The sequence below is a fragment of the Bacillus ndiopicus genome (assembly GCF_000612805.1).
Classification (GTDB): domain Bacteria; phylum Bacillota; class Bacilli; order Bacillales_A; family Planococcaceae; genus Metasolibacillus; species Metasolibacillus ndiopicus.
Genome location: NZ_HG964406.1, coordinates 103,368 through 126,663, shown reverse-complemented (window position 1 = coordinate 126,663; position 23,296 = coordinate 103,368). Strand labels below are relative to the sequence as shown.

The following is a 23,296-nucleotide window of genomic DNA, read 5'->3' as shown; positions in this document are numbered from 1 at the left end:
ACTATAAATGACAAAAATTTTAGTAGTTGATGATGAAGAAATTTTGCGTATGCTTATTCGAGATACGCTAGAGGATATGGGCTATGAAATCGATGAAGCAGAGGATGGCCAGGAAGCGTTAGAAAAAGTGACGCAAGAAAGCTATGATTTAATGATTTTAGATTATATGATGCCACATGTTACAGGTATTGAAGTAATTGAACAGTTACCTGAGCAAATAAAAGCAAATTTACCAATATTGATGTTAACGGCTAAATCGCAAGAGGAAGATCGGCAAAAAGTATTTGAAAATGGGGTTGATTACTTTATGTCAAAGCCTTTTAGTCCAGTAAAGCTCATGGAAATTGTTGAGGATATTTTAAATGGCTGATGACAACCTATTAACTAAACAAAATATACGTAGCCGATTTTTTCGCAAGCTTTTTCTTGTAGCAAGTATCTTTTTATTGCTTATCGTTGTCCTTTACTTTTTTATGAATGCACATAACGAAAGATTGGAAAAAGAACAGGAGCTGCTAATTGAGAAGTCGATTATCGTCAACTCTTTAGCAGAAACTTATAAGGATGTGTTCTTTCAAGCACGGGGCTTTTTCGCTTATAGAAATGAGCACTATTTGCAGCAAGCACACGCCGATTTAACAAAGATTAATCAGCAACTGCAACAGTTTTCAAAGATGCAGTTAACAGATGAAGAGCAAGCGCTCCATCAAGAGTTAGCAAGCTATTTGCTTATTTATCAAAATGATATATTGCCAGAGGCTGTTTCCTATGTGAAAAAAGATGATTACGAATCTTTACGAACATTGTCCAACGATAGAATGAGCAATGTTGTTAATAATATAATTGATAACACAAAAAAATATAAAGAAAAAACAGATAAAGAATTAAATGAACTGTTTGAAGAAAATATTAGCTTTGGACAAAGTGTAGCTGTTTTTGCGCTCCTTGTTAGCGTTTTAATTGTGCTATTCATTAGCTTTATTATGATAAGAGTACTCGATCATTTAATACGCCCAATTGAGCAGCTAACTACCGCAACAAATGCATTTGCCTCTGGGCAATCTTTTGAAACGGGCAATTTGGAGAAAATGGATGATGAATTAGGCGTCTTAGCAAATGCCTTTGTCCATATGACATTATCCATTCAAGATAAGGAAGAAGAACTAACGACACAAAATGAGGAGCTATTAATGCAGCAGGATGAGTTGCAGGAGAATCAAATGCAGCTACAGCGCTCATTAAACCAGCTTGAAAAATATAATCACCTTAATCATGCACTAACATTTACGTTAGATAAGCAACAGCTTATTGAAAACCTACACAATTATTTAAACGATATTTATCAGTTTGATACGAGTATTTTAACTTGGTTAGAAGGTAATGTTCATGCGATGAAGGGGCTTACTGTTGAATTTGCTAATAATTTATTGCAACATTTGGATAGCAACAAACTAATGCGTCTGGAGCAGGAAAAATCCTTCATTATTAAGCGGGAAGTAACGATGGCAGAGCGCGGGATAGCGCAACAGTCTTATTATGTATATGATTTGTATTCGTCGATTTTAAATGCACAAGGCAAGCTTGTTGCAATATTAATGGCAACACGTGAAGGACATGCTTTCACTAAGGAGGAACAAAATGGACTTAACGGGTTGTTAAAACGCGTATCCATTGCATTTGACCGCATATTAATGTACGAGGAAGTGGAACGTTCAAGACAGTTAAATAAAAATATTATCGAAACGATTAATGAAGGCTTGCAGCTTGTTTCAAGTACAGGAGATACAGTATTAATTAACCATGCTTTTGCACATATGACGAGCATGGAATCAAAGTTAGATGAGCGCCTAATCACAAAAGAAGTATGGCTAAGCCATTTTGACTCAATTAGTAAAGAGCCAAATGATTTAAGGTCGTTTTTTGAAGATGCTATTGAGGAAAGCTTTGAGCATACGCGAACATTGCGTTATTCTATCTCAACAGAGCAAGACACTTTTATCGAGGTATATGCGACATGTTTATTTGAAGGCACTAACAAAGCCGGAACAATTTTTGTGCATCGCGATATTACGCGAGAATATGAAATCGATAAAATGAAGTCTGAGCTTGTTAGCACAGTAAGCCATGAATTACGAACACCGCTGTCAAGTGTACTCGGCTTTACAGAGCTGCTTTTAACAAAAACATTAAAGCCTGAGCGCCAACAAAAATATGTAGAAACTATTCATAAAGAGGCACAGCGTCTTACGAATTTAATTAATGACTTCCTTGATTTACAAAGGATGGAATCAGGAAGACAGCAGTATGCCATGAAATCATTACAGATAAACGAAATTGTTATGGAGATTATTAATCGTTTCCGTCATGAGAAAAATCACCATGTTCATTTAATTGATAAGGCACGTGATGTTATAGTGAAAGCAGATGAAGAACGGCTTATTCAAGTGTTTGTTAATATTATTAGCAATGCAATTAAATTTTCACCAAATGGTGGCGATGTAACAATTACATTGGAGAATAAGGGCCAGATGCTACTAGTTGGTGTGCAAGATGAAGGAATCGGCATTGCAAAAACAGATATTTCACAGTTATTCCAAAAGTTTAAACGCATTGATAATAGCTCTAGACGTAAAATCGGAGGGACTGGGCTTGGCTTAGCGATTTGTCGTGAAATTATTTCGATGCATAACGGTGACATTTGGATTGAATCTGAGGAAGGGCAAGGCACGACCGTTTATATTACATTGCCTTTAGAAAATGAGCATACGAGCATTATTGATGAACAATCGCATTTATTATCACAAAGTGCAAATGTTATGATTGTTGAGGATGATTCGAGCTTAGCTTTACTATTATCTGAGGAATTAAAGAGTAAAGGCTTTACTGTTATTTATCACAATGATCCACAAAGGGCATATGAGGAAGCTTTAAACACACCATTTATCGGTATCGTTGTCGATTTAATGTTAAGCGATGATATGAATGGATGGGAATTGATTCAGCAACTAAAAGAAACTGAGCAAACGAGCAAAATACCAATTGTTATTTCTTCCGCATTAGACGAAGTACAGGAATTAGTAGCAAAGTATAAAGTGGAAAAATATTTAACAAAGCCTTATCCACCAGAGGAAATTTCGAAAGCGCTTGTTCCGTTTTTAATGTCCCAGGAAAATAAAGGGGATATACTTTTTCCAAAGCAGGATTAGTTAAAGATGCTGTCCGAAAAGCTATAATCATTTTGAAGGTGAAAGACTGTGTAGAAACTAGAGTTTTTAACCTTTTAAAAATATTTACATTTCAATGAAACCATAAAAGTTGTCCGAAAAGCGGCAAGCTAGCTTGGCTTTTGGACAACTTCCTACTTACTTAAGAAATACGATGACAAGACCACACCATACCCGCAGAATTGACACCACCTAAGTTTAAACCAACAGTTAAACCATTTGCTTCGTAATACAGGTCAATTGTATCTCCAGCATTTAACAATAAATCGCCAGCAAGTGTGACTGTACCATTCCCTAAAATTGCACGAAATGTTAGTAAAGTGAGAGATACATTTAATAATGGAAATAAACCACCGATTACGTTGTTAGAACTGTTTTGACGTATATAAAATGCGGGGTTAATACCGCTACCTAATGATAAAGTAATAGCTGCTAATGTAGAGTAATTGAGCGTAGCAGCAAAGGAATATTTCCCTGTAACCGGCACAGTAAAAACACCCGTTGCCGCATTAAAACCAGTTGAGGTGTAATAAGGTGCGGTAACTGTCCAGTTCGCAATAGCAGTAGAGCCACTTGTTACTAGTTAGGATTTAAAGGCCGAAAATCCTTCACCACCCTCAAGCAATTACTCATATATAGCAAGATTGCGCAGTGCATCATGGCTTAATGGCTGATGGTTAATGGCGATATCGCTATGTATAATTGTTCCATCCACTGCTAAAAATTCATGCACTGCCCCAATCCATTGAAATTGCCGATGCCTTTTCACAAGCCGATTACGCCTTAATGTATGAACGGCATTTCCTTGTTCATCAAAGCTTATATGATAATTCATCGAAACTGCATCAACGGTAGGGGATAATGTTGATTTCAAATGTTGCAATTTGTCGCGCCCTTCTACTGTAACGACATCGTCGGCATCCAACCATAATATATAATCCTTTGTTGCTTGTTGAAAGGAAAAATTGCGCGCAGCTGCAAAGTGATTAATCCATTTAAAATCAAAAATTCTTGAAGTATATTTGGCGGCAATACTTTTGGTAGTATCTGTAGAGCCAGTATCAATAATATTTATTTCGTCTACTACATCTTTAATTGATTCAAGGCATCTAGCAAGCACCGTTTCCTCATTTTTTACAATCATACATAAGCTAATTGTAATCAATACAAAACCCTCCTTTCATTATTTTTAGTCACAATACGTAAAAAATCCTACTGTTATGATTAAACAAATTCCGTGACGTTTAACTATCTATTTATAAAAAGGTAAGAAAGCTATTCCCCGTGGAAAGCGAGCCAATCGTAACGAAAATCAACTGAGTTTTAAGCTTTTTATAGAAAGAGCGATATGTATCTCTTTGGGTATGTATTTTGTTTTACTAACTACAGTTTTTGGTGTTGAATCACTGTTATTCCATTATTTTGAGAAAAAATGTTTATTTTTATTTATATGCGGCAACACTAACGGAAAATTCACAGCATCCATAAAGGAGGAGCATTATTTTGAAGTACAAACTAGCAGTCATTAGTTTAGTGTTGTCGTTTTTGTTTAATATAACAGCGATATCTCCAATGGCAGCAATCCCATTACCTATAAGTGATGAATTATTGAATGACTATAGCATCTATACATGGGACGCGCTAAGCATTGAAGAACCGCAAGAGAGTGAGTCAGTAATTTATACAGTTACAGAGGGAGATAATTTATATCGTATAGCATTAAAGCATGAAGTTTCTGTTAATTCATTAATGGCTTGGAACGATATAACAAATACATTAATTTATCCTGGAGATGAGCTAACGATTTACGATGAGGAGGACATGCCTTCTATTAGCGAGGAAGAAAAGGTTATAGCTGTTGCACCAACCACACCAATTGTGCCTGTCACACCACCAAGCAACCCGGCGCAAAGCATTGAGACATATGATGATCAGGAGCAGGGTGATGAAATGATTGTGACAGCGACAGCATATACAGCTTATTGTAAAGGCTGTTCGGGTACAACTGCTTATGGTATCGACTTACGTGCAAATCCTAATCAGAAAGTAATTGCGGTAGATCCGAGAGTAATTCCACTCGGTACAAAAGTATGGGTAGAGGGTTATGGAGAAGCAATTGCAGGTGATACAGGAGGGGCAATTAAAGGAAATAAAATTGACGTCTTTATTCCAGAATATGAGAATGCGATGGAATGGGGCGTTAAGAAAGTAAAAATTAAAGTTTTAAATTAATTTTGCTGCAAATATAGTAAAAAGGCTGTCGGAAAAGTGGGCTTGTACCTGCATTTTCCAACAGCCTTTTGCTTTACTTTAATGTTCCCACATTAACAATAATTGTTTTGACATTTACATCTAATTCTAATTTACTGAGTACTTTGTCAGTCATTGCGCGTGTCCATTTTCCGTATGTATATTTACGGAAATACTCACTTAAGCCAATTGGGTCAATTTGCTGTTTATTTAATCTCTCTATAAATGCTTTTATATCTTTTTCCACTTGTCGATTAATTGATTTTTCTAAGTGACTGATTTCTTTCCATGTATTTAATTTGTCGAGATGTTCAATATTATACTCACTTAAGGTCGCTTTCATTTGTATATGAATAGTAAGCTTAGGTTGATGTTTATCTTTATTACTTTCTATTTTAAATTTACTTTTAACAAGATTAAGTGATATTTTTGTATCTTTAGGCATTTCAATAACAAGTGGTGCAATACTTTTTTTCCCTAGCAATGCCTGGATATAAACCGACTCATTTGGAGAAATGGTTTCTACCATGACATCCTCCTTAAACAGTGCGATATTTGTAATTTCAACTTTGTCATCAAGTAGTTCAAGATATGGTACGGAGGCATCTTTAGTCAGATTTGTCGTCGCGTATATAAAATCATGAACATTGGTGTTTGGATTAAAGGCGGTGTTAAAGCTAGGTCGCAGCAAATCATTTAAATAAAAATTAATATTTGGTTTATCAGGGTACTCAGCATAAAGAATACTATCTGCTCGACCTTTTACAACAGCAATAAGGGCTTTATTTCCTACTTCCGCATTGCGGTAAATATGTTCAACAATAGATCTGACATGCCCTTTGCGAGCAAATTCCTCACTTACCAAAATAACACGTAGCTGATTCAGCACGACCTTTCGATCAGATTGAGCCTCAATTTTTACAATGCCTTGAGACACTAAATCTGTTTCTACAGAATATACCATGGTATCCTTTTCAGCTTCCTTTGAATATTGAGGAATCGCTACGGTAAGCTTTTTTATCTTTTCATCAACATAATCAAACGCCATAATACCAATCATATCAATTTCTTCTATCGGAATTTTCTTTCCTTGCTCAGAGCACCCAGCTACAAATAATAAAAGGAAAATAAGAAGTAGTCTAATATTCATTGATGCACCTGCTTTTTCCGAAATAGATAAATCAAAATTAAAAAAATGGGCCAAAGGAGTAATAAATAAAATATATAATTATTAATTGTGAAAATTTTCATTTTTAAATACTTGGAAATAGGTAGGATAAGCATGATAAAGATGCTAATAACTAAAATATATAAATGGATTTGAGATTTCGGTAAAATCAGTGTTTTAAAGCCCTCGTTTGCTGCCCATAAATATAAAGCTACAGTAGAATAAACTAAGAAAATCCATAACGTCATTCCGATAATATCGATACGTTCAATAAAAGAATATTCACCAGCTTTAAAAATATTAAGAACCGCATATTCAATATTGCTCAATTGCCATTCAGAAAAATACATAACGCTAACACCTGTTGTAATCAACATTAAAACACCAGATATCCAAATGCCTATTGTTGCATATTTAAAGGCACTTTTTTGCTGAATAATATATGGATAATAAAATAAAATGAGCTCGTATCCTAAAAAAGATAAGTAGCCATTTTTAGAAGCCTCATAAAATTCTTGAAGTGTAAAATTAAACAAAGGAAAAAAATGGCTAAATTCTCCTTTTTGTATTGCCCATTTTGTTAGTAGAACCATTGGAAGCGTTATGAAAAAAGCCATAATTGAAAAACGAGCAATAGTAAAAATACCGCCTCTAACTAAATAAATAAGCAGTGCTAAAAAACAAATAATAGGGAAAGTAATCGTTTGCTCAGGTAATGCAGTGCTTTGAATTAGTAGCATATAGCTACTAATAGCGTCTATACAAACTATCGTAAATAATATAATAAGTAAAAAATTGATAAATTTACCAATTGTTTTACCTAATAATATTTCATTTATTTGGAATAGATTATTGTTTGGAAATTTTGAGTTAAGCCATAGCATCGGCCATAAATTAATTGTGGCAATCAGGGCGAAAAAAAGCGGCATAAACGCTTGGCTATAGCCCATGGCACTTAATTTTTGAGGAATCTGTAAAATTCCTGTTCCGATTAAGCAGCTTTGTACTAAAAATAGTACATGTACTTTAGTTAATACTTTCTTTTGTGTTAACCTCATATTTACTCATCCTCATTTTAGGAAGTACATTAGCTTTTTTGACTTTTGGAGATGCCCATTCGATTTTTTAAATAAGCCATTGGAAAGCGAACGACACTATTCAATAAATCAGTCCATTTACGTGGGATAAGAGGAACCATATAAGGTTCTCCTAAAGAACGAATACGTAGTAAATGGGTAATAAGCCAAGCGAATGCAAGCATTTGTCCAAACAAACCAAATAAACCTGCTGCAATAATAAAAAAATAACGCACTAATCTACTTGTATTGCTCATTAAGAAAATAGGGGGTAAAAAGGACAACAGTGCTGATGTTGCTACAAGTACAATTAAAATATTGCTAATTAGCCCTGCTTCGACGGCTGCCGTTCCAATAACGATACCACCAACAATACCAATTGTTTGACCAACTTTTGCGGGCATTCGCGAACCAGCCTCTCGTAACACCTCGATAATTAATTCGATAAATAGTACTTCAATTAATGGTGGAAAAGGCACCTTACTTCTAGACTCTTGTAAATTTAACAATAGCTCATATGGCAATATTTCTGGATGAAAGGTCAATGTTGATATATACATCGGTGTAATCATAATGGTTATAAAAAAGCCGAAAAATCGTAAAGAACGTAACAATGTAGCAGTTGTCCAACGATTGTAATAATCCTCAATGCTAGTAAACATCTCAAAAAATGATGTAGGGCATATGATGACTGTTTGGCTATTATTAATTAATAAAGCCATTCGACCATCTAATAAATAGTGTGCAATGGTATCAGGTCGTACGCTCATATAATATTGCGGGAAGGGGGAAAAGGGATTATCTTCAATAAGCTGTTTCAGCACAGCAGTATCTAATAAAGGTGGTGGATTGATATGCTGAAGGCGTTTTTTTAATTTTTTGAGCAATTTTTTATTGACGATATTATCCACATACATAATTGAAACTTGATATTGCTTATTATTGCCAATATATATACTTTCATTTTTTAAATAATGATTGTGAATGCGGCGTCGTATCAATGAAATATTAGTTTCCAATGACTCAGTAAAAGCATCTTGTGGACCAATTACAGTGGACTCAATTTCTGTATTTGTAATAGCACGAATTGGTGCACTATATGTGTCGAGCGCTAAATATTGCTTTGTCTCATGAAAATATAATATTGTATAGCCTGCATTAATTTTATTTTCAATTTCAGAAATTTGGTTATATTGCATTCGCTCAGCGATTTGATGGATTTGATGAAGAGAATGAGATAACGGAGCAAGCACCACCGCTTGCAAGGTCATTTTTTCAATAAGAGAGCTTGAAAATATAATAGTTACAATACCTTCGCTCGTTAATTTTTTTTGGAAAACAATGTCGTAAGAATTGTCGGAGAGTAGCTGTAATAGCTGTAATGTATATTCTGGATTAGGGCTTTTGTCGGTATTAATTTTTTTACGCCATTTACCAGATAAAGTTCGAATTATTATTTTCAAAATACCATTCGCCTTTCCTTCTTGATTATCATAGTTTAGACTGTTTATAGGCGTTGTATACGAGAATAATTAAAGGACTTGCTACCGAAATCAAGATACAAACAATATAGTCAGCAAGTAATTTAGGAATAAAGTTTTGGAGAGATGAAAAATGGAAAAAGTATTTGTAATACCAGATATACATGGTCACTATAGTCAATTAGAGAAATTATTAACGCTCTGGCGACCAGAGGAGGAACAGCTAATATTTTTAGGGGATTATATTGATAGAGGGAAAGAAAGTTTAGCTGTTTTAAAAAAGGTCAAATCGCTGACAGAAAAAGGTGCTATCGCATTAACGGGGAACCATGAGCAATTATTTTTAAAATGGTTAGCTGATCCAGAGTGGCCAAATTACCTAGGAAATAATATAGGGGGAGCAGCTACAGTGGCTAGCCTACAAAAATCTGAATGGACTGCCGATACGCCTAAGGAGACAGCACAATGTATTACGGAACATTATAAGGAGTTGCTGGAATGGATTAACGCTTTGCCGTTATTTTATCGCTGGGATAATTATTTTTTCGTGCATGGCGGTATTGATCCAGAAAAAGAGGATGCAGCACAAACAGAGCCCCGAGATTTAATATGGATTCGTGATAAATTCCATCATACACCACATAAAGCGAGAGAAACTGTTGTATTTGGGCATACACCAACACCATATTTGAATAGCAATAAAACAGGTGAAATTTGGATCTCTCCATGTGGAAGAAAATTAGGACTTGATGGTGGTATATTTATGGAAGGTGGCCAATTAAATGGCATTGTATTGACACAGGGAAGTGACGAAATCATTGTTCGTTCGGTTAAAGAAGAAAGCATAATAACGGTAACAAAAACCCTGCCTACAACGTCTTGTTAGTTGTAGCCATCAATATCAAACTTTTAAAGCTGAATCTGAATGTGGCCGAAGGAGAGATAAGCTATGCAACATACATTTGTTTTACAAACAAGGTGGGATGGGGGAAGAAATGCGGTAGGTAGCTTGCAAGCTGAACGTTTATCCACACAAATATCGATTCCACCAGAAATGGATGGTCCAGGAATTGGAACTAATCCTGATGAAATGCTACTAGGTGCAGCAGCTACATGCTATATTATTTCACTTGCAGCAATGCTTGAAAGAACTAGTATTAAAGCCACACTTGAAATGCAATCAGATGGCATTGTTGATGTGACAAACGGCGTTTTTACATATAAACAAATTATTCATCATTTAACGATAAAGCTGGCAGATAAAACGGAGAAAAACCAAGTAATGGCTAAGCGGCTAGCGTTAAAAGCAGAAACTACTTGTATGATTAGTAAAGCATTAAAAGGCAATGTGGAAGTGTTGGTGCAATTGACTATACTATAAGGGGTGAAGAGGATGAGCGGTCTACATTTTATTGTACAGGTTGTGCTATTTTCCATCATCATCTTTTTTCTGAGCGGTCGTTTAATCGGTTCACAAGTCAATTTATTTCGACGTATATTGTCCGTAGTCTTGAGTGTTACTTTAACGACATTTGTCTTTTGGTACACTTATGTTCGTGATACAGATTATTTAATAGGCGACGTTATGGAAAATGTAATGAATATCGCCACATTGCTATGGGTTGGCAGCATGCTATTACTTTCGATGTTGTTTTATTTGCTTTTTGAATTATTTGATCCTATTGCGATTGATGAAAATGGTACACGAAGAACAGATCGAAAATCATTTATTATACGCGTTATTCAACAATGGCGCAGGCAAAAGCGGCTGCGCCAAGTTGTGCAAATTGCTGTAACAAATGGCATTACACGTACAGTGAAATATGCACGCAACCGTGATAATGACCGTGAATTAGCAGTTGCTTTGCGCGACACATTAGAGCAATGCGGTGGTATTTTTATTAAATTTGGACAAGTATTATCGACGCGCAAGGAATTATTTTCACCTGTTTTCATTGATGAGCTTGAAAAACTACAGCAAAATGTGCGTCCTTTAACAGCAGAGCAAGTAAATGGCGTATTGCAAGCAAATTTGGCACAGCCTGCTGAGGAGGTATTCTCTTATTTTAGCCAAGAGCCTATAGCTGCAGCATCTATTGGACAAGTTCATAAAGCGGTGCTACGTGCAACGAACGAGCAAGTAGCAGTGAAGCTATTGCGTCCTGATGTGAAGGAAATTATGCGGGATGACCTAAGCATTTTAGTGGAGTTTGCACAGTGGGTATCAAGCAAGTCTGTATGGGCAGAAAATTTAGGCTTTCGTGATTTAGCTATTGGCTTTGCTTCCTCACTTATGGAGGAAATAGATTTTCAAATTGAAGCACGTAACACACAACAAGTTGCGAATGTACTGCGCAGTAGCGATTATAAAGTTCATATTCCTAAAATTTATACACAGTATAGTAATTCTAATATTTTAGTGATGGAATATGTGGAAGGGAAGTCTATAGCTTCTGCTAATGAATTGTATGAGCAATTTCAAATTAATCGCCATAAATTAGCACAGAACTTATTTAATAGCTTTTTAGAGCAGGCATTAGTTTCTGGTATATTCCATGCTGATCCTCATCCAGGAAATATTTATATTGCAAGTCGTACAGGTTCATTGACAATGCTAGATTTCGGTGCTGTTGGTCGACTTGCTGTGAAGCAGCAGGATGGTTTAAAGCAATTCATAATCGGCATTGCATTAAATGATGCGAGTGTCGTTTATGAAGGAATAGCAGATTTAGTTGATAACTCAGTAGAAGTAGATCAAGAAGAAGTGGAGCAGGCTATTGGACAAGTGCTGCTCAAAATTTCGTATACAGAAAATGTGCAAACCGATGAACTTATATATTCCATTTTCTCGATTGTTCGAGAGTTTGGGCTACATTTTTATCCATCAGTCAGCACCGCATTGCGTGCACTTGTAACATTGGATGGTACACTTCACACAATTGATTCGCAGTTTGATATTTTTCAGGAAGCAAGGGCATTTTCAAGTCACTTTATTCAAGCGAGTATAAAGCGGCCGTTTAAGGAGCCGTTAGAGATGAAAAATCGCTTGGAAGAGGAGCTTGCATTAATTGTACCAGCGATTCGAAAAATACCGCGTCGCATGAATCAAATGTTCAAAAAAGTAGAGAGCGGTAAAATTGTTCTGCATCACGATGTATTTTCAGATAAACATAATGCAATGTTTGTGACGCAATTGTTTTCACGCTTTGTGTTACTGTTTGTTGGCATTACGTTTGGATTAATATCGGTAGCATTGCTAGCAATTTCTCAATTTATGCATACAGCCTATGCAATTTATTTAAATACAGTTGCTTATGTCGGTTTATTTTTATGTGCCATTTTACTTGTACGTTTATCAATCCAAGCAATTCGCGATATGAAGCGAACGTGAAAATAGGGTGTGCTAGGAAAGTTTTTACTTTCTCGGCACACCCATTTACATCTTGTTATTCCTTAGGCGCGGTCATTTTCGTCAAAGACATCACCGCATTCTGGACAGAATTTAGGTACAGCGCCTTGTGGCTGCCAGCCGCATTTATTACATTTAAAGCTTGTAGGCTTTGCTGAACCGCATTCTTTACAGAACTTTCCTTCATTCTGTGTCCCACATGAGCAAGTCCAACCACCTTGTGGCTGAGGTTTACCACATTCTGCACAGAATTTACCGCTATTTGAAGCGCCACATGAACAAGTCCAGCCTTGCGTAGATTGTGTGTTTGCTTGCTGTTGCCCCATGTTAAATAAATCTTGTGCGTTAACGCCACCGGCTTGCGCTGCCATATTCATACCTGCAAAACCGACGAAAGCACCAGCTTCGTTTTGAGCCGCCATTTTCATCGCATCACTTTGAGCACCAATCATTGTAGCGGCTGCCATATTCGGATTGCGCAATACTGCATTTTTTTGTAAATCCTTTATCATCTTTTCATCTTCTTCAGATGCTTTCACAGTATTCACACCAAATGAAATAATTTGAATCCCCCGCAGCTTACTCCACTTTTCAGTTAACACTTCGTTTAAAGCTTGCGCTAATTCCATTGTACGTCCAGGTAAAGAGCTATAACGAATGCCCATATCTGAAATTTTAGCAAATGCGGGTTGCAACGCTGTTAATAATTCTGAACGCAATTGACCGTCGATTTCCTCACGACGGAATTCTGATTGTACATTGCCTGATACGTTCGTATAGAAAAGGATAGGGTCCATAATTTTGAAAGAATATTCGCCATTACAGCGGATTGCAATATCAATATCTAATCCGATATTTGCGTCAACCACACGGAATGGAACCGGTGTAGGTGTACCATATTTATTGCCCGGAATTTCTTTTGTATTGAAAAAGTAAACGCGTTGATCCTTAGGCGCTGCACCACCAAATGCTACACGTTTTCCAAATGATTTAAAGGATTCGATAATGCTTTCTTTTAAATCGCCATAAAAAATGCTAGGCTCCGTTGATGTATCGTAAACAAATTCACCAGCCTCGGCACAAAACTCAACGATTTGTCCTTGATCGACGATAATCATCGCTTGTCCTTCATTAATCGCAATAATGGAGCCATTGCTAATAATATTATCGCTGCCTTTAAAGTTAAAGCCGCGTTTTCCACGTTTATTTATGCCTTTTGTAATAAGGACATCAGCTGGAATAGATTCGCAGTAAAAGTATTCTCTCCACTGATCCGCTAAAACTCCCTGTGCTGCACCAATACCCGCTCTTAATAAGCCCATAAAATGACCCCTCTCTCTAATTGTTATGAATAGTATACTTTTTTTTTCGGGAAAAAGATTCATTTTTTGATAATTTCTTTTCTTGAATAAAGACCCATTTACCTGGATTCAGACGATGAGAGGCGAGAGAATATTGGTTGGGTATTCTTGGTTAATGTTTTGTTTTTTTCCTAGCAAACTCACAAAAATTCAAACTAATATTAGCCACGAAGTAATTAATTTAAAAAAAATTTTATTGTCATAAGAAAAATATCACTTTGCTTTAGTAGATAATCAAAGGTTGTAGGCTTATTCACGCTTCATTTCGCTTTTTATCTGAAAATTATGACTGATTATTTAGTAATAAATTATTTTAATATATAATTTTACTTTTTCGCTCTATTGTAGTAAAGGGATTTGTGAAAAAAATAACTAGAAAAATATTATTTTTTAGCTAATAATATGAGATAGAAAACAAACTAAAGGAGATGGCATGATGATATTTTTAAATGGTAGTGATTTAACAATCGAACAAATGAAAGCGATTTTATATAAAGGTGAGGCAATTGCAATCGATGAGGCAGCGAAGCAACGTGTATTAAAAAGTCGTGAGCATGTAGAGCGCATCGTACGCGATGATAAAACAGTTTATGGTATTAATACAGGCTTTGGTAAGTTTTGTGATGTTAAAATTGAAGATGCTGAAGTAGGCGCACTTCAAATAAATTTAATTCGTTCGCATGCTTGTGGCTTCGGTGAATTATTCCCAGAGGTTGTCACACGTGCAATGACAGTATTACGTTTGAATGCTTTATTAAAAGGCTTTTCAGGCATTCGCTATGAAGTATTAGAGCGCCTAACAATGATGGTCAATGAGAAAATCCATCCAGCTATTCCACAACAGGGCTCACTTGGCGCATCAGGTGATTTAGCACCATTATCGCATTTAGTATTAACATTAATTGGTGAAGGAGAAGTTTTACGCGATGGTGAAGTCCTTGCAGCAAGCGATGTATGGGGCAAATATGATGTTGAACCAATCGTACTACAAGCGAAAGAAGGACTTGCGCTAATTAATGGTACACAAGCAATGACAGCACAAGGCGTTGTTAACTATATTGAGGCGGAAAAATTAGCATATGCAAGTGAATGGATTAGCGGTTTAACGTTAGAAAGCTTACGTGGTATTAAAGATGCATTCCACCCAGCTGTGCATGAGGTACGTGGCTTTAAAGAACAAAGCGATGTTGCAGCTCGTATGCGCGATTGGTTTGAAGGTAGTGAGCTAATGACAGCACAAGGTGAATTGCGCGTACAAGATCCATATTCATTACGCTGTATTCCACAAATTCATGGTGCAAGCTGGCAAGTTTTAAATTATGTGAAAGAAAAGCTAGAAATCGAAATGAATGCTGCGACAGATAATCCGTTAATTTTCGATGAAGAAGATATCGTTATTTCAGGTGGTAACTTCCACGGTCAACCAATTGCTTTCGCGATGGATTTCTTAAAAATTGGCGTGTCTGAATTAGCGAACGTTTCGGAGCGTCGTATCGAACGTTTAGTTAACCCAGCATTAAGCGAGGGGCTACCAGCATTTTTAAGTGCACATCAAGGCTTACAATCAGGCGCAATGATTTTACAATACGCAGCAGCGAGCTTAGTATCAGAAAATAAAACATTGGCACATCCAGCGTCTGTTGATTCAATTCCATCTTCTGCAAACCAAGAAGACCATGTAAGTATGGGAACGACTGGCGCGCGTCACGCTTACAATATCATTGCAAACACACGCCGAGTTTTAGCGATTGAAGCATTTTGTGCAGCAACAGCTGTTGAATATCGCGATGTAGAGAAAATGGCACCAAAATTACATGAAAAGTGGCAGGAAATTCGTCAAATCGCGGCAGGCATTACAGAGGACCGCGTATTCAATAAAGATGTAGAGAAAATCGCACAATATTTAATGCCTTAAAATAGAAGAAGCTGTTTGCTGAAAATCCAATGTGATAAGTAAGCAAGCAGCTTTTTTGCTATAATAGCATTATTGAATGGAGGAATACATATGGAAAAACCACATTTATTGATAGTAGATGGTATGGCGCTATTATTTCGCTCATTTTTTGCCTCTGCTGCAATGAACCAATATATACGCTTAGATGATGGTACGCCAACAAACGGTGTACAAGGCTTTGCACGCCACGTTTTAACAGCACAAAATTTAATGAAGCCAACGCATTTGGCTGTTTGCTGGGATATGGGCATGCATACATTTCGCAATGATTTATTTGATGGCTATAAAGCAAACCGTCCTGCACCACCAGAGGAAATGCTACCGCAATTCGATATGGCGAAGGACGTATCAGAAATGATTGGTTGGAAAAACTTCGGCATTAGTGGTTTAGAAGCGGATGATTTAATCGGCTCAATGATTGAAAAGTGGAAAGATGATGCACAAATTACCGTAATTAGTGGTGATAAAGATTTACTTCAATTATTGAATCCTACGACAACAATCGCTTTTACGAAAAAAGGCTATACAGAATACGATACGTACACAGAGCAGCGTTTTCATGAAGAATATGGCATAACACCAAAGCAATTTGCTGAGGTGAAGGCATTTATGGGCGATACAAGTGATGGTTATCCAGGTGTCAAAGGAATTGGTCCTAAAACAGCGCTTCAGTTAATTCAAACATATCATTCAATTGAAGGCGTATTATCAGCGATTGATCAATTAAAGCCAGCACAACGTACTAAAATTAACGATAATGTTGAAATGCTGAAGCTATCGCATCAGCTTGCGACAATAAATTGTGACGCGGCAATTGAGGCAGAGCTAAATGAGTTGGCTATACCTGCTTTTACTGATGAAGTTGTTTCGCAATTAGAGAATAGAGGCTTTCGCTTAATTACCCGCCATGCACGTTCTTTAGGATTATAGGCATTGACGAATAAGCAAATAAGCGTAATAATAAAATAAAATTGCTTGCACCACTAGGGGAGCCTTTCAAAAGGCTGAGATGTATATGTAATATACGGACCCTTTGAACCTGATCTAGCTCACACTAGCGTAGGGAAGTGGCGACATTAAATGATGTATGCTCATTTCATGCCGTCCCCCTTTATTTTAGTGGGTGCGGCATTTTTTTATTAAAAAATTTTAAGGAAGGATTGAGAAAGCCACGAATCAATTATAAGGAAATGCAGATAATTTGAGAAATTCGCAGATAAGTCGCGAAAAAGCGCAGATAACTCGAGAAATTCGCAGATAAGTTATGACAAGTCACAATTATCTTAAGAGAAATTGTCCATGAGTTAGCTAAAATAATTAATAATTACAAAGAGGTGTTATTCATGTCAGTTCGTAAACTAACAATTATGGCGCTATTTGTAGCAATTGCAGTAGCAGGCTCTATGTTTGTAGCCATTCCTACAGGGATTGCGCGTGCCTACCCTATTCAGCATGCGGTTAATGTTGTGAGCGCAATATTGCTAGGACCTGTACCAGCGGTCGTTATTGCTTTTGTTACAGCATTAGTACGCATATTTACAGGCACAGGCTCCTTGTTAGCGATTCCAGGTAGTGTTATTGGTGCTTTTTTAGCAGCAATTGCCTATAAATATAGTCATAAAGCATGGTTAGCTGGTGTTGGTGAAGTGGTTGGTACAGGCATTATTGCATCATTAGTAGCTGTTCCTTACGCCAAAATATTAATGGGTACATCTGTTACAGCATTAGCTTTCATGCCAGCCTTTTTAGTATCAAGTGCAATCGGTGCAGTGCTAGGTGTTATTATTGCTGTAAGTTTACGCAACACGGTATTTGCCAAGCATTTTCAAACGATATAGCGACAAAACAGATTAAAATCTAAAAAAGCGCAAGAAATCTACTTTAAAAGGTTGATTTCTTGCGCATTTTTGATTTGCGGGCGAATTGAAGTCGTTTTTGGGCGAAATTCGCTATCAATCGGGCGAATCATTACTTTGTACCTGTTTAAAAGAGGCAAGACATAACTTTTTTATTTTCGTTCAATCTTAACAAAGCTTAGCACATGTTGATTATCCTCATAACAAAATGTACGAATTTGACTACTACGTCCTCGACCACCGTTGTCATGAATAATTAAATAAAGCTTCCCCTTTTTTTGTTCGTAGCCAATTAGTGGAACCCAATGGTATTTAAAGAGAGGCTTCTTTTTCGAGTGCCATTGCAAGCTAAAATATTGGTCAAACTTCAAAGCAACAGGGTTGCCACGCTCAAGCTGTGTTAATGCCTCGGCAAGCGAGCAGCTACTTATTGTAAAGTGTGAACCTACCAAGTTGCGTAGCCTTTTAATTAAACGCCATTTAAATAAACCAATTTTCGTTGTGCCAAGCTGCTTATATAAATCATTAATATTTTTTTCTATATTAAAATAACGCAAAATAACGTGCATTGTCGTTGGTCCACATGCAGAGTTTTGAAAGTTTGGATGGACGCTAATGTCGTATTGCGATTTTCCTTCTATATTATTTAATATCACACGCATTGTCACCCCTCCTCATTTATTATACGTTATAAATAAAAGTTAGTTTCAAATTTGAAACCAAATGAACAAATGCTCCGTCTAACGTGAAACAAAAAAGGAGGGATAGCTATTGTCGCAGCTAAAACAATTTATTCGTGAGCATGGTGAAAAATTGTTGCGGCTCGCCTTTACATATGTGAAAAGCAAGGAAGTAGCAGAGGATATCGTACAGGACATACTATTAAAAGAATTATCTTCTTTTAGAGAAAGACGGAAAATACTATGAGATTGATGTTTTTAATGATTAACTAGAAGTGACATACCATCTTATAGAAGAAGGACAATTAATTCATGTTGCAGAAGAAAATGAAGAAGGTGCGTATTATGATATAATTTACTATAATAAGCAAACTAATAATTTCCAATATATAAAAGGGACGCTTAGTAAATTAAATGGAACAACTACACATCAAACAGAATTTACAGAGGAAGCTTTACATCTTTTTGACGGGGTTTAGATGAATATGGCATATCTTCAAGAAGGGCAGTTAATGTATGTTGATATAACAGATGCAATAATTGGTCCTGAATGGCTTGCAGATTTTTTAACGGTGTCTATGATAGATAGTAGAAGCTTTTATTTACAATATCAAGAAGAGGATGTAGTGAAGTCGTTTACTTATCGGCTCCAATCTTTAGAGAAGGCAGTTATTCAGTGAAGGGGGGAAAAGCAATGTTTTGGAAACCATTATTTGAGCAGGACGTACCAGCAAACCTTCGTTACTAAAATTTTAATTAAACGGAGGATATGACAATGAATCTTTTACCATATATAGCAGTGTTGCTAGCAGCAGTTTTATGGGGGACAACAGGTACAACGCAAACATTTTTACAAGGGGGCGTATCGCCATTCGCTGTTGCTTGTATACGTTCCGCAATTGGCGGAGGAACGCTACTAATTTTCGTACTTTTTGCACGAGCAATTCAATGGAAAACATGGCCGTGGAAATGGAATATACTAGCGGCAGTTTCCATTGCACTTTTTCAATGCTTGTTTTTCTCATCAATTCGATACACAGGCGTAGCGATAGGGACAGTTGTAACAATCGGTAGTGCACCCATTTTCGCAGGGATTATTGAATGGCTTTTTTGGAAAGTAAAGCCGTCTAGAGTATGGGCATTATCAACGAGCTTTGCGATTGCAGGCTGTATTTTACTATTTGCAATTGGTGGAGACACGACAGTGAATAGCTTTGGTGTAATGCTAGCACTGCTAGGTGGCTGTATGTTTGCTTTATACACGAATGTCAGCAAGCGTTTAACAGAGCGCGTAGCGACATTGCCAGCAGTAGCGATGACATTTACATTATGTGCGATATTTTTAATTCCACTTGCATGGTCTGATGGAATAAGCTGGTTGGGTGCGACATCAAATACTTTAGCGATGGTTTATATGGGGATTATGGCGACGAGCGTTGCTTATATATTATTTTTAAGTGGCTTGCGTGCGATTCCATCTTCCGCTGCAGTAACGTTAAGCTTAGCAGAGCCATTGACTGCTGCGCTACTTGGTGCATTTTTCCTAAACGAGTATTTAGCGTGGACATCTTGGCTAGGCATCGTCATGATCTTTGCAGGGATTATTGTTTTAACGTTAGGAAATAGAGTGAAAGTTTAAAAATAGGGTGCTAGGAGAGATGGTTTTCCTAGTACCCTTTTATTTTGCTCTTAAAAACACTAGGTGAAAAATAACTCAATAAATAGCATCTTAATACTTCTATGTTTGTAAATTTTTATGCTTTTTAATAACTATAACTCTTTTTAATTCTAAATACCCATTAAAGTCAGAGTTCTTTTATACTATAATTGATGATGAATGGAGTGTACTTTTTCATAGGGAGGGATATAGTATGAAAACAACGAACCATAAAAACCGTTTTTTCCATGTATTTTCTAAAAGAAAAAGTGATCATAACAGCTTGTCGTATGTAATGGAAACCACTCATGATGATTTACTTCAGTTTTATACTTCACTTGTCACAAATGACCCAGAAATTGTATTTGTCTTCTCACGCCAAGGAGAATTATATGTGGCTAGCCGAGAGAAAATGGAAGCATTTTTCGGCACAGAAATCACATCAACAGATGATTTTCGCAAATTTACTTCCCCCGAGACACTGAAAAAATTAAAAATAAGCTTTATTAATGCATTAAAAGGAAAAACAGAACATGTCGATGTAACCGTTCGCAATAAGCAGCATGAAGAATTGCCTCTTACCTTATCGTTTGTGCCTATTACAGAAGGAGAGCAAATAACGAGCGTCTATGTGAAAGTAAGCAGCAATCTAGAAAAACATTTGCTTGAACAGCAACTTATATTAAGTGACAAACATTTGAATTACGCACAGCACCTTACCCAAGTAGGTAGCTGGGAATACTTGATGAAAGAGAACTTACTTATTTGCTCCGATAATCTTAGTCACATTTTGGGTTTACAAGAGGATGACGATTATTCGTTGGAAGGTTTGTTCCAAAACGTGCAATTGGATGATATTGCAATGACGTTGCCAATTTTAGAGTATATGGATAATTATAAAACAGAATTTCGAATTTTACGCAATGACGAGGAGCGTTTTATACAGGCACAAGTAGAAATCATCCATAAAGATGGAATACCTTATAAACTAATGGGCGTTGTAAAGGATAAAACAATTGAACGACAACTTGAATTTGCCTTAAAAGAAAATCGAGACGAATATCAGTATATTTTTGACCATTTGACCTCAGGTATTTGGATGCGTGAGTCGATGGACGGCCCCTTTATTTATACTTCAAAAGGATTAGAAGAAATACTAGGCATTTCTACAAAAACGCTTTATTTAAATGATAATGCTTGGTTTAATCTTGTGAATGAAGAATATAAAGATGCTATGAATAAAGCGAAAGCACGTGTTGTTGCAGGGGAAAAGGTACAAGAAATATATGCAATCACTTGTTACGATGGCGCTAAAAAGTGGCTGCTTGAACAAATCATACCGCGTTTTAATCAAAATGGTGCCGTAACCAATGTCTTTGGAATTGTGCTTGATATTACAAAAGAAATTGAAATGGAGCAGGAGCTGTTATATTTAGCGCAATATGATGCATTAACTGGTCTGCCGAATCAAGCAAAAATGAGAAAATCCTTAGAGAAATATACGAAAAGTAAGGAACCTTTTGTTATTTTAAATATTGATATTGACCGCTTCCATATTATAAATAATTCATTAGGCTACACAATTGGAAATAAGGCTTTAAAAATATTATCACAAAGACTAAAAAATATGACACCAAATCATGGTGAAATTGCTCGCATGAGTAATAATAACTTTTTAATGCTCATACGTCATGATGTTAATAAAAGCGATATACTGGCGTTAGCTGAAAAGATTTTAATGAATATTCAGCAACCGTTTACGATTGAAGAATTTGAATTAAGTATGACAGCAAGTATAGGCATTTCATTTTATCCTGAGGAGGCATCAGATGAAAGAATATTGCTTGAAAAAGCACATAATGCCCTACAAGTAGCAAAGAAAAAAGGAAAAAATAATTATCAACTTTCATCTCATGTTGCAAATATTTCTACTTTAAAACAATACATCTTAGAGCAGGATATGAGAAAAGCTATTATTGAGCAGCAATTTGCTGTATTTTATCAGCCTCAAGTCGATACAAGAAAGGGTTTATTAACGGGTGCAAGGGCCTTTATTCGTTGGCATCATCCAGACTGGGGACTTGTTATGCCAGATGAATTTATTCCTCTAGCTGAAGAGAATCATTTAATTAATCCAATTACAGATTGGCTAATGGAAAAGGTGCTTCAATCCATGCAAGCATGGCAAAATGAGCAAATTCCATTAAAGCCGATTACAATCAGCATCCCCGCGCTCCGTCTATTGAAAAAGGGCTTCTATAATATAGTCGCTAATTTAATAGAGCAGTACCAAATTGATCCTGCCTTATTGCGTTTTGAAATTAGCCAGAGTACGTTTTTACACGAGGAAATAAGAATTAGTAAGTCTATTGAAGATTTTAAACAGCTTGGTATACGAGTTGTTGTTGACGATTTTGGAAAAGGCTATTCCCCATTGGATTATATTCGAAAAATAAGACCGAATATTTTGAAAATAAATAAAGTATTTGTTCAAAATTTATTTGAAGAAAATAGCATTGATGATGCAATTATTAAATCGACCATCTATTTAGCGAAATCACTCGGTATGGAAGTGATTGCAGAAGGTGTAGAAACCGCAGAACAACTTGAATTTTTAAAGCAGATAGAATGCGATTATGTACAAGGCTATATTTTTTCAAAGCCTGCAAAAGAATCCACATTCAAAGCAATTTTAAAAACAGGCTATGTTATACCAAAAAACAAATATAAAAAAGCTGTAACGGTAGAAAGACGACAATATTACCGTTATCGTTTTCCATATACAATAATTGGATCTTTAACAATTGCAGAGTTTAACGGACACGCTATAACTGTTGGAAAAACACCAATTTTAATTGAAAATATAAGCTTAGGTGGTATCAAAATATTATCTAACTTAAAGCTACCAGTTAATCAGGATATGAAATTTAATGTCACATTTAATATTATGGGGGAGCAATTTGAGATTGCGGGAGAGCTACGATGGTGGGAAGAGAAAATGGGGGATGTGTTTGGTTATGGTATCCGCTTTATTACAAATATCAATGTTGAAAATAGGTTAGCTTCAATCATAAATAAATTAAGTGGATATAATCGAAAGGCTGAAATCATCCCTAATACGACATTTATCTATAAAGAGCCATATAAGTATTTTCGAGAAATAAAAAAATAAGGCATTGT

20 protein-coding genes, 1 pseudogene and 1 riboswitch are annotated in these 23,296 nt (G+C 36.2%); of the genes and pseudogenes, 14 read left to right on the top strand and 7 right to left on the bottom strand.

Annotated features, from left to right (window positions below; genetic code table 11):
• The first annotated feature begins 7 nt into the window (after window positions 1–7).
• Both TY13_RS12090 and TY13_RS12085 read left to right on the top strand, forming a co-directional pair.
• The gene (locus TY13_RS12090; protein ID WP_042476252.1) at window positions 8–370 is read left to right on the top strand and encodes a response regulator transcription factor; all 363 of its coding nucleotides are present in this window, start codon (window positions 8–10) and stop codon (window positions 368–370) included.
• The gene (locus TY13_RS12085) at window positions 363–3,206 is read left to right on the top strand and encodes an ATP-binding protein (protein WP_042476249.1); all 2,844 of its coding nucleotides are present in this window, start codon (window positions 363–365) and stop codon (window positions 3,204–3,206) included. Before TY13_RS12090 ends, TY13_RS12085 begins: the two co-directional genes overlap by 8 nt.
• A gap of 160 nt (window positions 3,207–3,366) precedes the next feature.
• Here TY13_RS12085 and TY13_RS12080 read toward each other — a convergent pair whose 3' ends face one another.
• Both TY13_RS12080 and TY13_RS12075 read right to left on the bottom strand, forming a co-directional pair.
• Entirely contained in the window at window positions 3,367–3,711 is a 345-nt protein-coding gene (locus tag TY13_RS12080) for a hypothetical protein (RefSeq protein WP_052344318.1), read from the bottom strand.
• A gap of 141 nt (window positions 3,712–3,852) precedes the next feature.
• A pseudogene (locus TY13_RS12075) lies at window positions 3,853–4,389 on the bottom strand (glycosyltransferase family 2 protein); the annotation flags it as partial.
• A 338-nt stretch (window positions 4,390–4,727) separates the two neighbouring features.
• Between TY13_RS12075 and TY13_RS21185 the strand changes: the two are divergent.
• Window positions 4,728–5,456: a 3D domain-containing protein gene (locus TY13_RS21185; protein WP_052344317.1), complete on the top strand. Its 729-nt coding sequence runs from the start codon at window positions 4,728–4,730 to the stop codon at window positions 5,454–5,456.
• Window positions 5,457–5,529: 73 nt separating this feature from the next.
• On the opposite strand, the gene TY13_RS12065 is transcribed toward TY13_RS21185, so the two are convergent.
• From TY13_RS12065 to TY13_RS12055, 3 genes are read right to left on the bottom strand one after another with little or no spacing between them, the layout of a single operon-like run.
• Window positions 5,530–6,624, bottom strand: a complete 1,095-nt coding sequence (locus tag TY13_RS12065) for a Ger(x)C family spore germination protein (RefSeq protein WP_042476248.1) — start codon at window positions 6,622–6,624, stop codon at window positions 5,530–5,532.
• Window positions 6,621–7,700: a GerAB/ArcD/ProY family transporter gene (locus tag TY13_RS12060; protein WP_042476246.1), complete on the bottom strand. Its 1,080-nt coding sequence runs from the start codon at window positions 7,698–7,700 to the stop codon at window positions 6,621–6,623. Before TY13_RS12060 ends, TY13_RS12065 begins: the two co-directional genes overlap by 4 nt.
• A gap of 29 nt (window positions 7,701–7,729) precedes the next feature.
• Window positions 7,730–9,172 carry a spore germination protein gene (locus tag TY13_RS12055; RefSeq protein WP_407637729.1) on the bottom strand — a complete coding sequence of 481 codons (1,443 nt, stop codon included), beginning with the start codon at window positions 9,170–9,172 and terminating at the stop codon, window positions 7,730–7,732.
• A gap of 160 nt (window positions 9,173–9,332) precedes the next feature.
• Here TY13_RS12055 and TY13_RS12050 point away from each other — a divergent pair, with 160 nt between their 5' ends.
• From TY13_RS12050 to TY13_RS12040, 3 genes are all read left to right on the top strand, one after another.
• Window positions 9,333–10,085 (top strand): metallophosphoesterase family protein, encoded by a 753-nt coding sequence (locus TY13_RS12050; protein WP_042476243.1) that lies wholly within the window; start codon window positions 9,333–9,335, stop codon window positions 10,083–10,085.
• Between the two features lie 63 nt (window positions 10,086–10,148).
• Window positions 10,149–10,580, top strand: a complete 432-nt coding sequence (locus tag TY13_RS12045) for an SACOL1771 family peroxiredoxin (protein ID WP_042476240.1) — start codon at window positions 10,149–10,151, stop codon at window positions 10,578–10,580.
• A gap of 12 nt (window positions 10,581–10,592) precedes the next feature.
• On the top strand, window positions 10,593–12,590 hold the full coding sequence (locus TY13_RS12040; protein WP_042476237.1) for an ABC1 kinase family protein: 1,998 nt from the start codon (window positions 10,593–10,595) through the stop codon (window positions 12,588–12,590).
• A 62-nt stretch (window positions 12,591–12,652) separates the two neighbouring features.
• Here the strand turns inward: TY13_RS12040 and TY13_RS12035 are convergent, their stop codons facing one another.
• A complete protein-coding gene (locus tag TY13_RS12035) occupies window positions 12,653–13,930 on the bottom strand; it encodes an SPFH domain-containing protein (RefSeq protein ID WP_042476235.1) in 1,278 nt (425 codons plus the stop codon).
• 475 nt (window positions 13,931–14,405) lie between these two features.
• Between TY13_RS12035 and hutH the strand changes: the two genes are divergently transcribed.
• From hutH to thiW, 3 genes are all read left to right on the top strand, one after another.
• Complete coding sequence (gene hutH / locus TY13_RS12030) at window positions 14,406–15,884, top strand: histidine ammonia-lyase (RefSeq protein WP_042476233.1); 1,479 nt, start codon at window positions 14,406–14,408, stop codon at window positions 15,882–15,884.
• Window positions 15,885–15,974: 90 nt separating this feature from the next.
• Window positions 15,975–16,853, top strand: coding sequence for a 5'-3' exonuclease (locus TY13_RS12025; protein WP_042476231.1), 879 nt, complete (start codon window positions 15,975–15,977; stop codon window positions 16,851–16,853).
• Between the two features lie 45 nt (window positions 16,854–16,898).
• A riboswitch (TPP riboswitch) is annotated at window positions 16,899–17,006 on the top strand.
• Between the two features lie 260 nt (window positions 17,007–17,266).
• Complete coding sequence (thiW, locus tag TY13_RS12020; protein ID WP_042476229.1) at window positions 17,267–17,761, top strand: energy coupling factor transporter S component ThiW; 495 nt, start codon at window positions 17,267–17,269, stop codon at window positions 17,759–17,761.
• A gap of 170 nt (window positions 17,762–17,931) precedes the next feature.
• Here thiW and TY13_RS12015 read toward each other — a convergent pair whose 3' ends face one another.
• Window positions 17,932–18,441 carry a C39 family peptidase gene (locus TY13_RS12015; RefSeq protein WP_042476227.1) on the bottom strand — a complete coding sequence of 170 codons (510 nt, stop codon included), beginning with the start codon at window positions 18,439–18,441 and terminating at the stop codon, window positions 17,932–17,934.
• Between the two features lie 109 nt (window positions 18,442–18,550).
• On the opposite strand from TY13_RS12015, the gene TY13_RS20190 reads away from it, so the two are divergent.
• From TY13_RS20190 to TY13_RS11995, 5 genes are all read left to right on the top strand, one after another.
• Entirely contained in the window at window positions 18,551–18,706 is a 156-nt protein-coding gene (locus tag TY13_RS20190; RefSeq protein WP_081796980.1) for a sigma factor, read from the top strand.
• 28 nt (window positions 18,707–18,734) lie between these two features.
• Complete coding sequence (locus tag TY13_RS12010) at window positions 18,735–18,938, top strand: hypothetical protein (protein ID WP_042476224.1); 204 nt, start codon at window positions 18,735–18,737, stop codon at window positions 18,936–18,938.
• Window positions 18,939–19,139 (top strand): hypothetical protein, encoded by a 201-nt coding sequence (locus TY13_RS12005; RefSeq protein WP_042476221.1) that lies wholly within the window; start codon window positions 18,939–18,941, stop codon window positions 19,137–19,139.
• A 95-nt stretch (window positions 19,140–19,234) separates the two neighbouring features.
• Window positions 19,235–20,098: an EamA family transporter gene (locus tag TY13_RS12000; protein WP_042476217.1), complete on the top strand. Its 864-nt coding sequence runs from the start codon at window positions 19,235–19,237 to the stop codon at window positions 20,096–20,098.
• A 232-nt stretch (window positions 20,099–20,330) separates the two neighbouring features.
• A complete protein-coding gene (locus tag TY13_RS11995; RefSeq protein ID WP_042476215.1) occupies window positions 20,331–23,288 on the top strand; it encodes an EAL domain-containing protein in 2,958 nt (985 codons plus the stop codon).
• Window positions 23,289–23,296 lie beyond the last annotated feature (8 nt).

Bases quoted from the DNA above. Each gene is read 5' to 3' on its own strand.
- TY13_RS12090 (WP_042476252.1), top strand. From the start codon at position 8: ATGACAAAAATTTTAGTAGTTGATGATGAAGAAATTTTGCGTATGCTT.
- TY13_RS12085 (WP_042476249.1), top strand. From the start codon at position 363: ATGGCTGATGACAACCTATTAACTAAACAAAATATACGTAGCCGATTT.
- TY13_RS12065 (WP_042476248.1), bottom strand. From the start codon at position 6,624: ATGAATATTAGACTACTTCTTATTTTCCTTTTATTATTTGTAGCTGGG.
- TY13_RS12060 (WP_042476246.1), bottom strand. From the start codon at position 7,700: ATGAGGTTAACACAAAAGAAAGTATTAACTAAAGTACATGTACTATTT.
- TY13_RS12050 (WP_042476243.1), top strand. From the start codon at position 9,333: ATGGAAAAAGTATTTGTAATACCAGATATACATGGTCACTATAGTCAA.
- TY13_RS12045 (WP_042476240.1), top strand. From the start codon at position 10,149: ATGCAACATACATTTGTTTTACAAACAAGGTGGGATGGGGGAAGAAAT.
- TY13_RS12040 (WP_042476237.1), top strand. From the start codon at position 10,593: ATGAGCGGTCTACATTTTATTGTACAGGTTGTGCTATTTTCCATCATC.
- TY13_RS12035 (WP_042476235.1), bottom strand. From the start codon at position 13,930: ATGGGCTTATTAAGAGCGGGTATTGGTGCAGCACAGGGAGTTTTAGCG.
- hutH (WP_042476233.1), top strand. From the start codon at position 14,406: ATGATATTTTTAAATGGTAGTGATTTAACAATCGAACAAATGAAAGCG.
- TY13_RS12025 (WP_042476231.1), top strand. From the start codon at position 15,975: ATGGAAAAACCACATTTATTGATAGTAGATGGTATGGCGCTATTATTT.
- thiW (WP_042476229.1), top strand. From the start codon at position 17,267: ATGTCAGTTCGTAAACTAACAATTATGGCGCTATTTGTAGCAATTGCA.
- TY13_RS12015 (WP_042476227.1), bottom strand. From the start codon at position 18,441: ATGCGTGTGATATTAAATAATATAGAAGGAAAATCGCAATACGACATT.
- TY13_RS12005 (WP_042476221.1), top strand. From the start codon at position 18,939: ATGAATATGGCATATCTTCAAGAAGGGCAGTTAATGTATGTTGATATA.
- TY13_RS12000 (WP_042476217.1), top strand. From the start codon at position 19,235: ATGAATCTTTTACCATATATAGCAGTGTTGCTAGCAGCAGTTTTATGG.
- TY13_RS11995 (WP_042476215.1), top strand. From the start codon at position 20,331: ATGAAAACAACGAACCATAAAAACCGTTTTTTCCATGTATTTTCTAAA.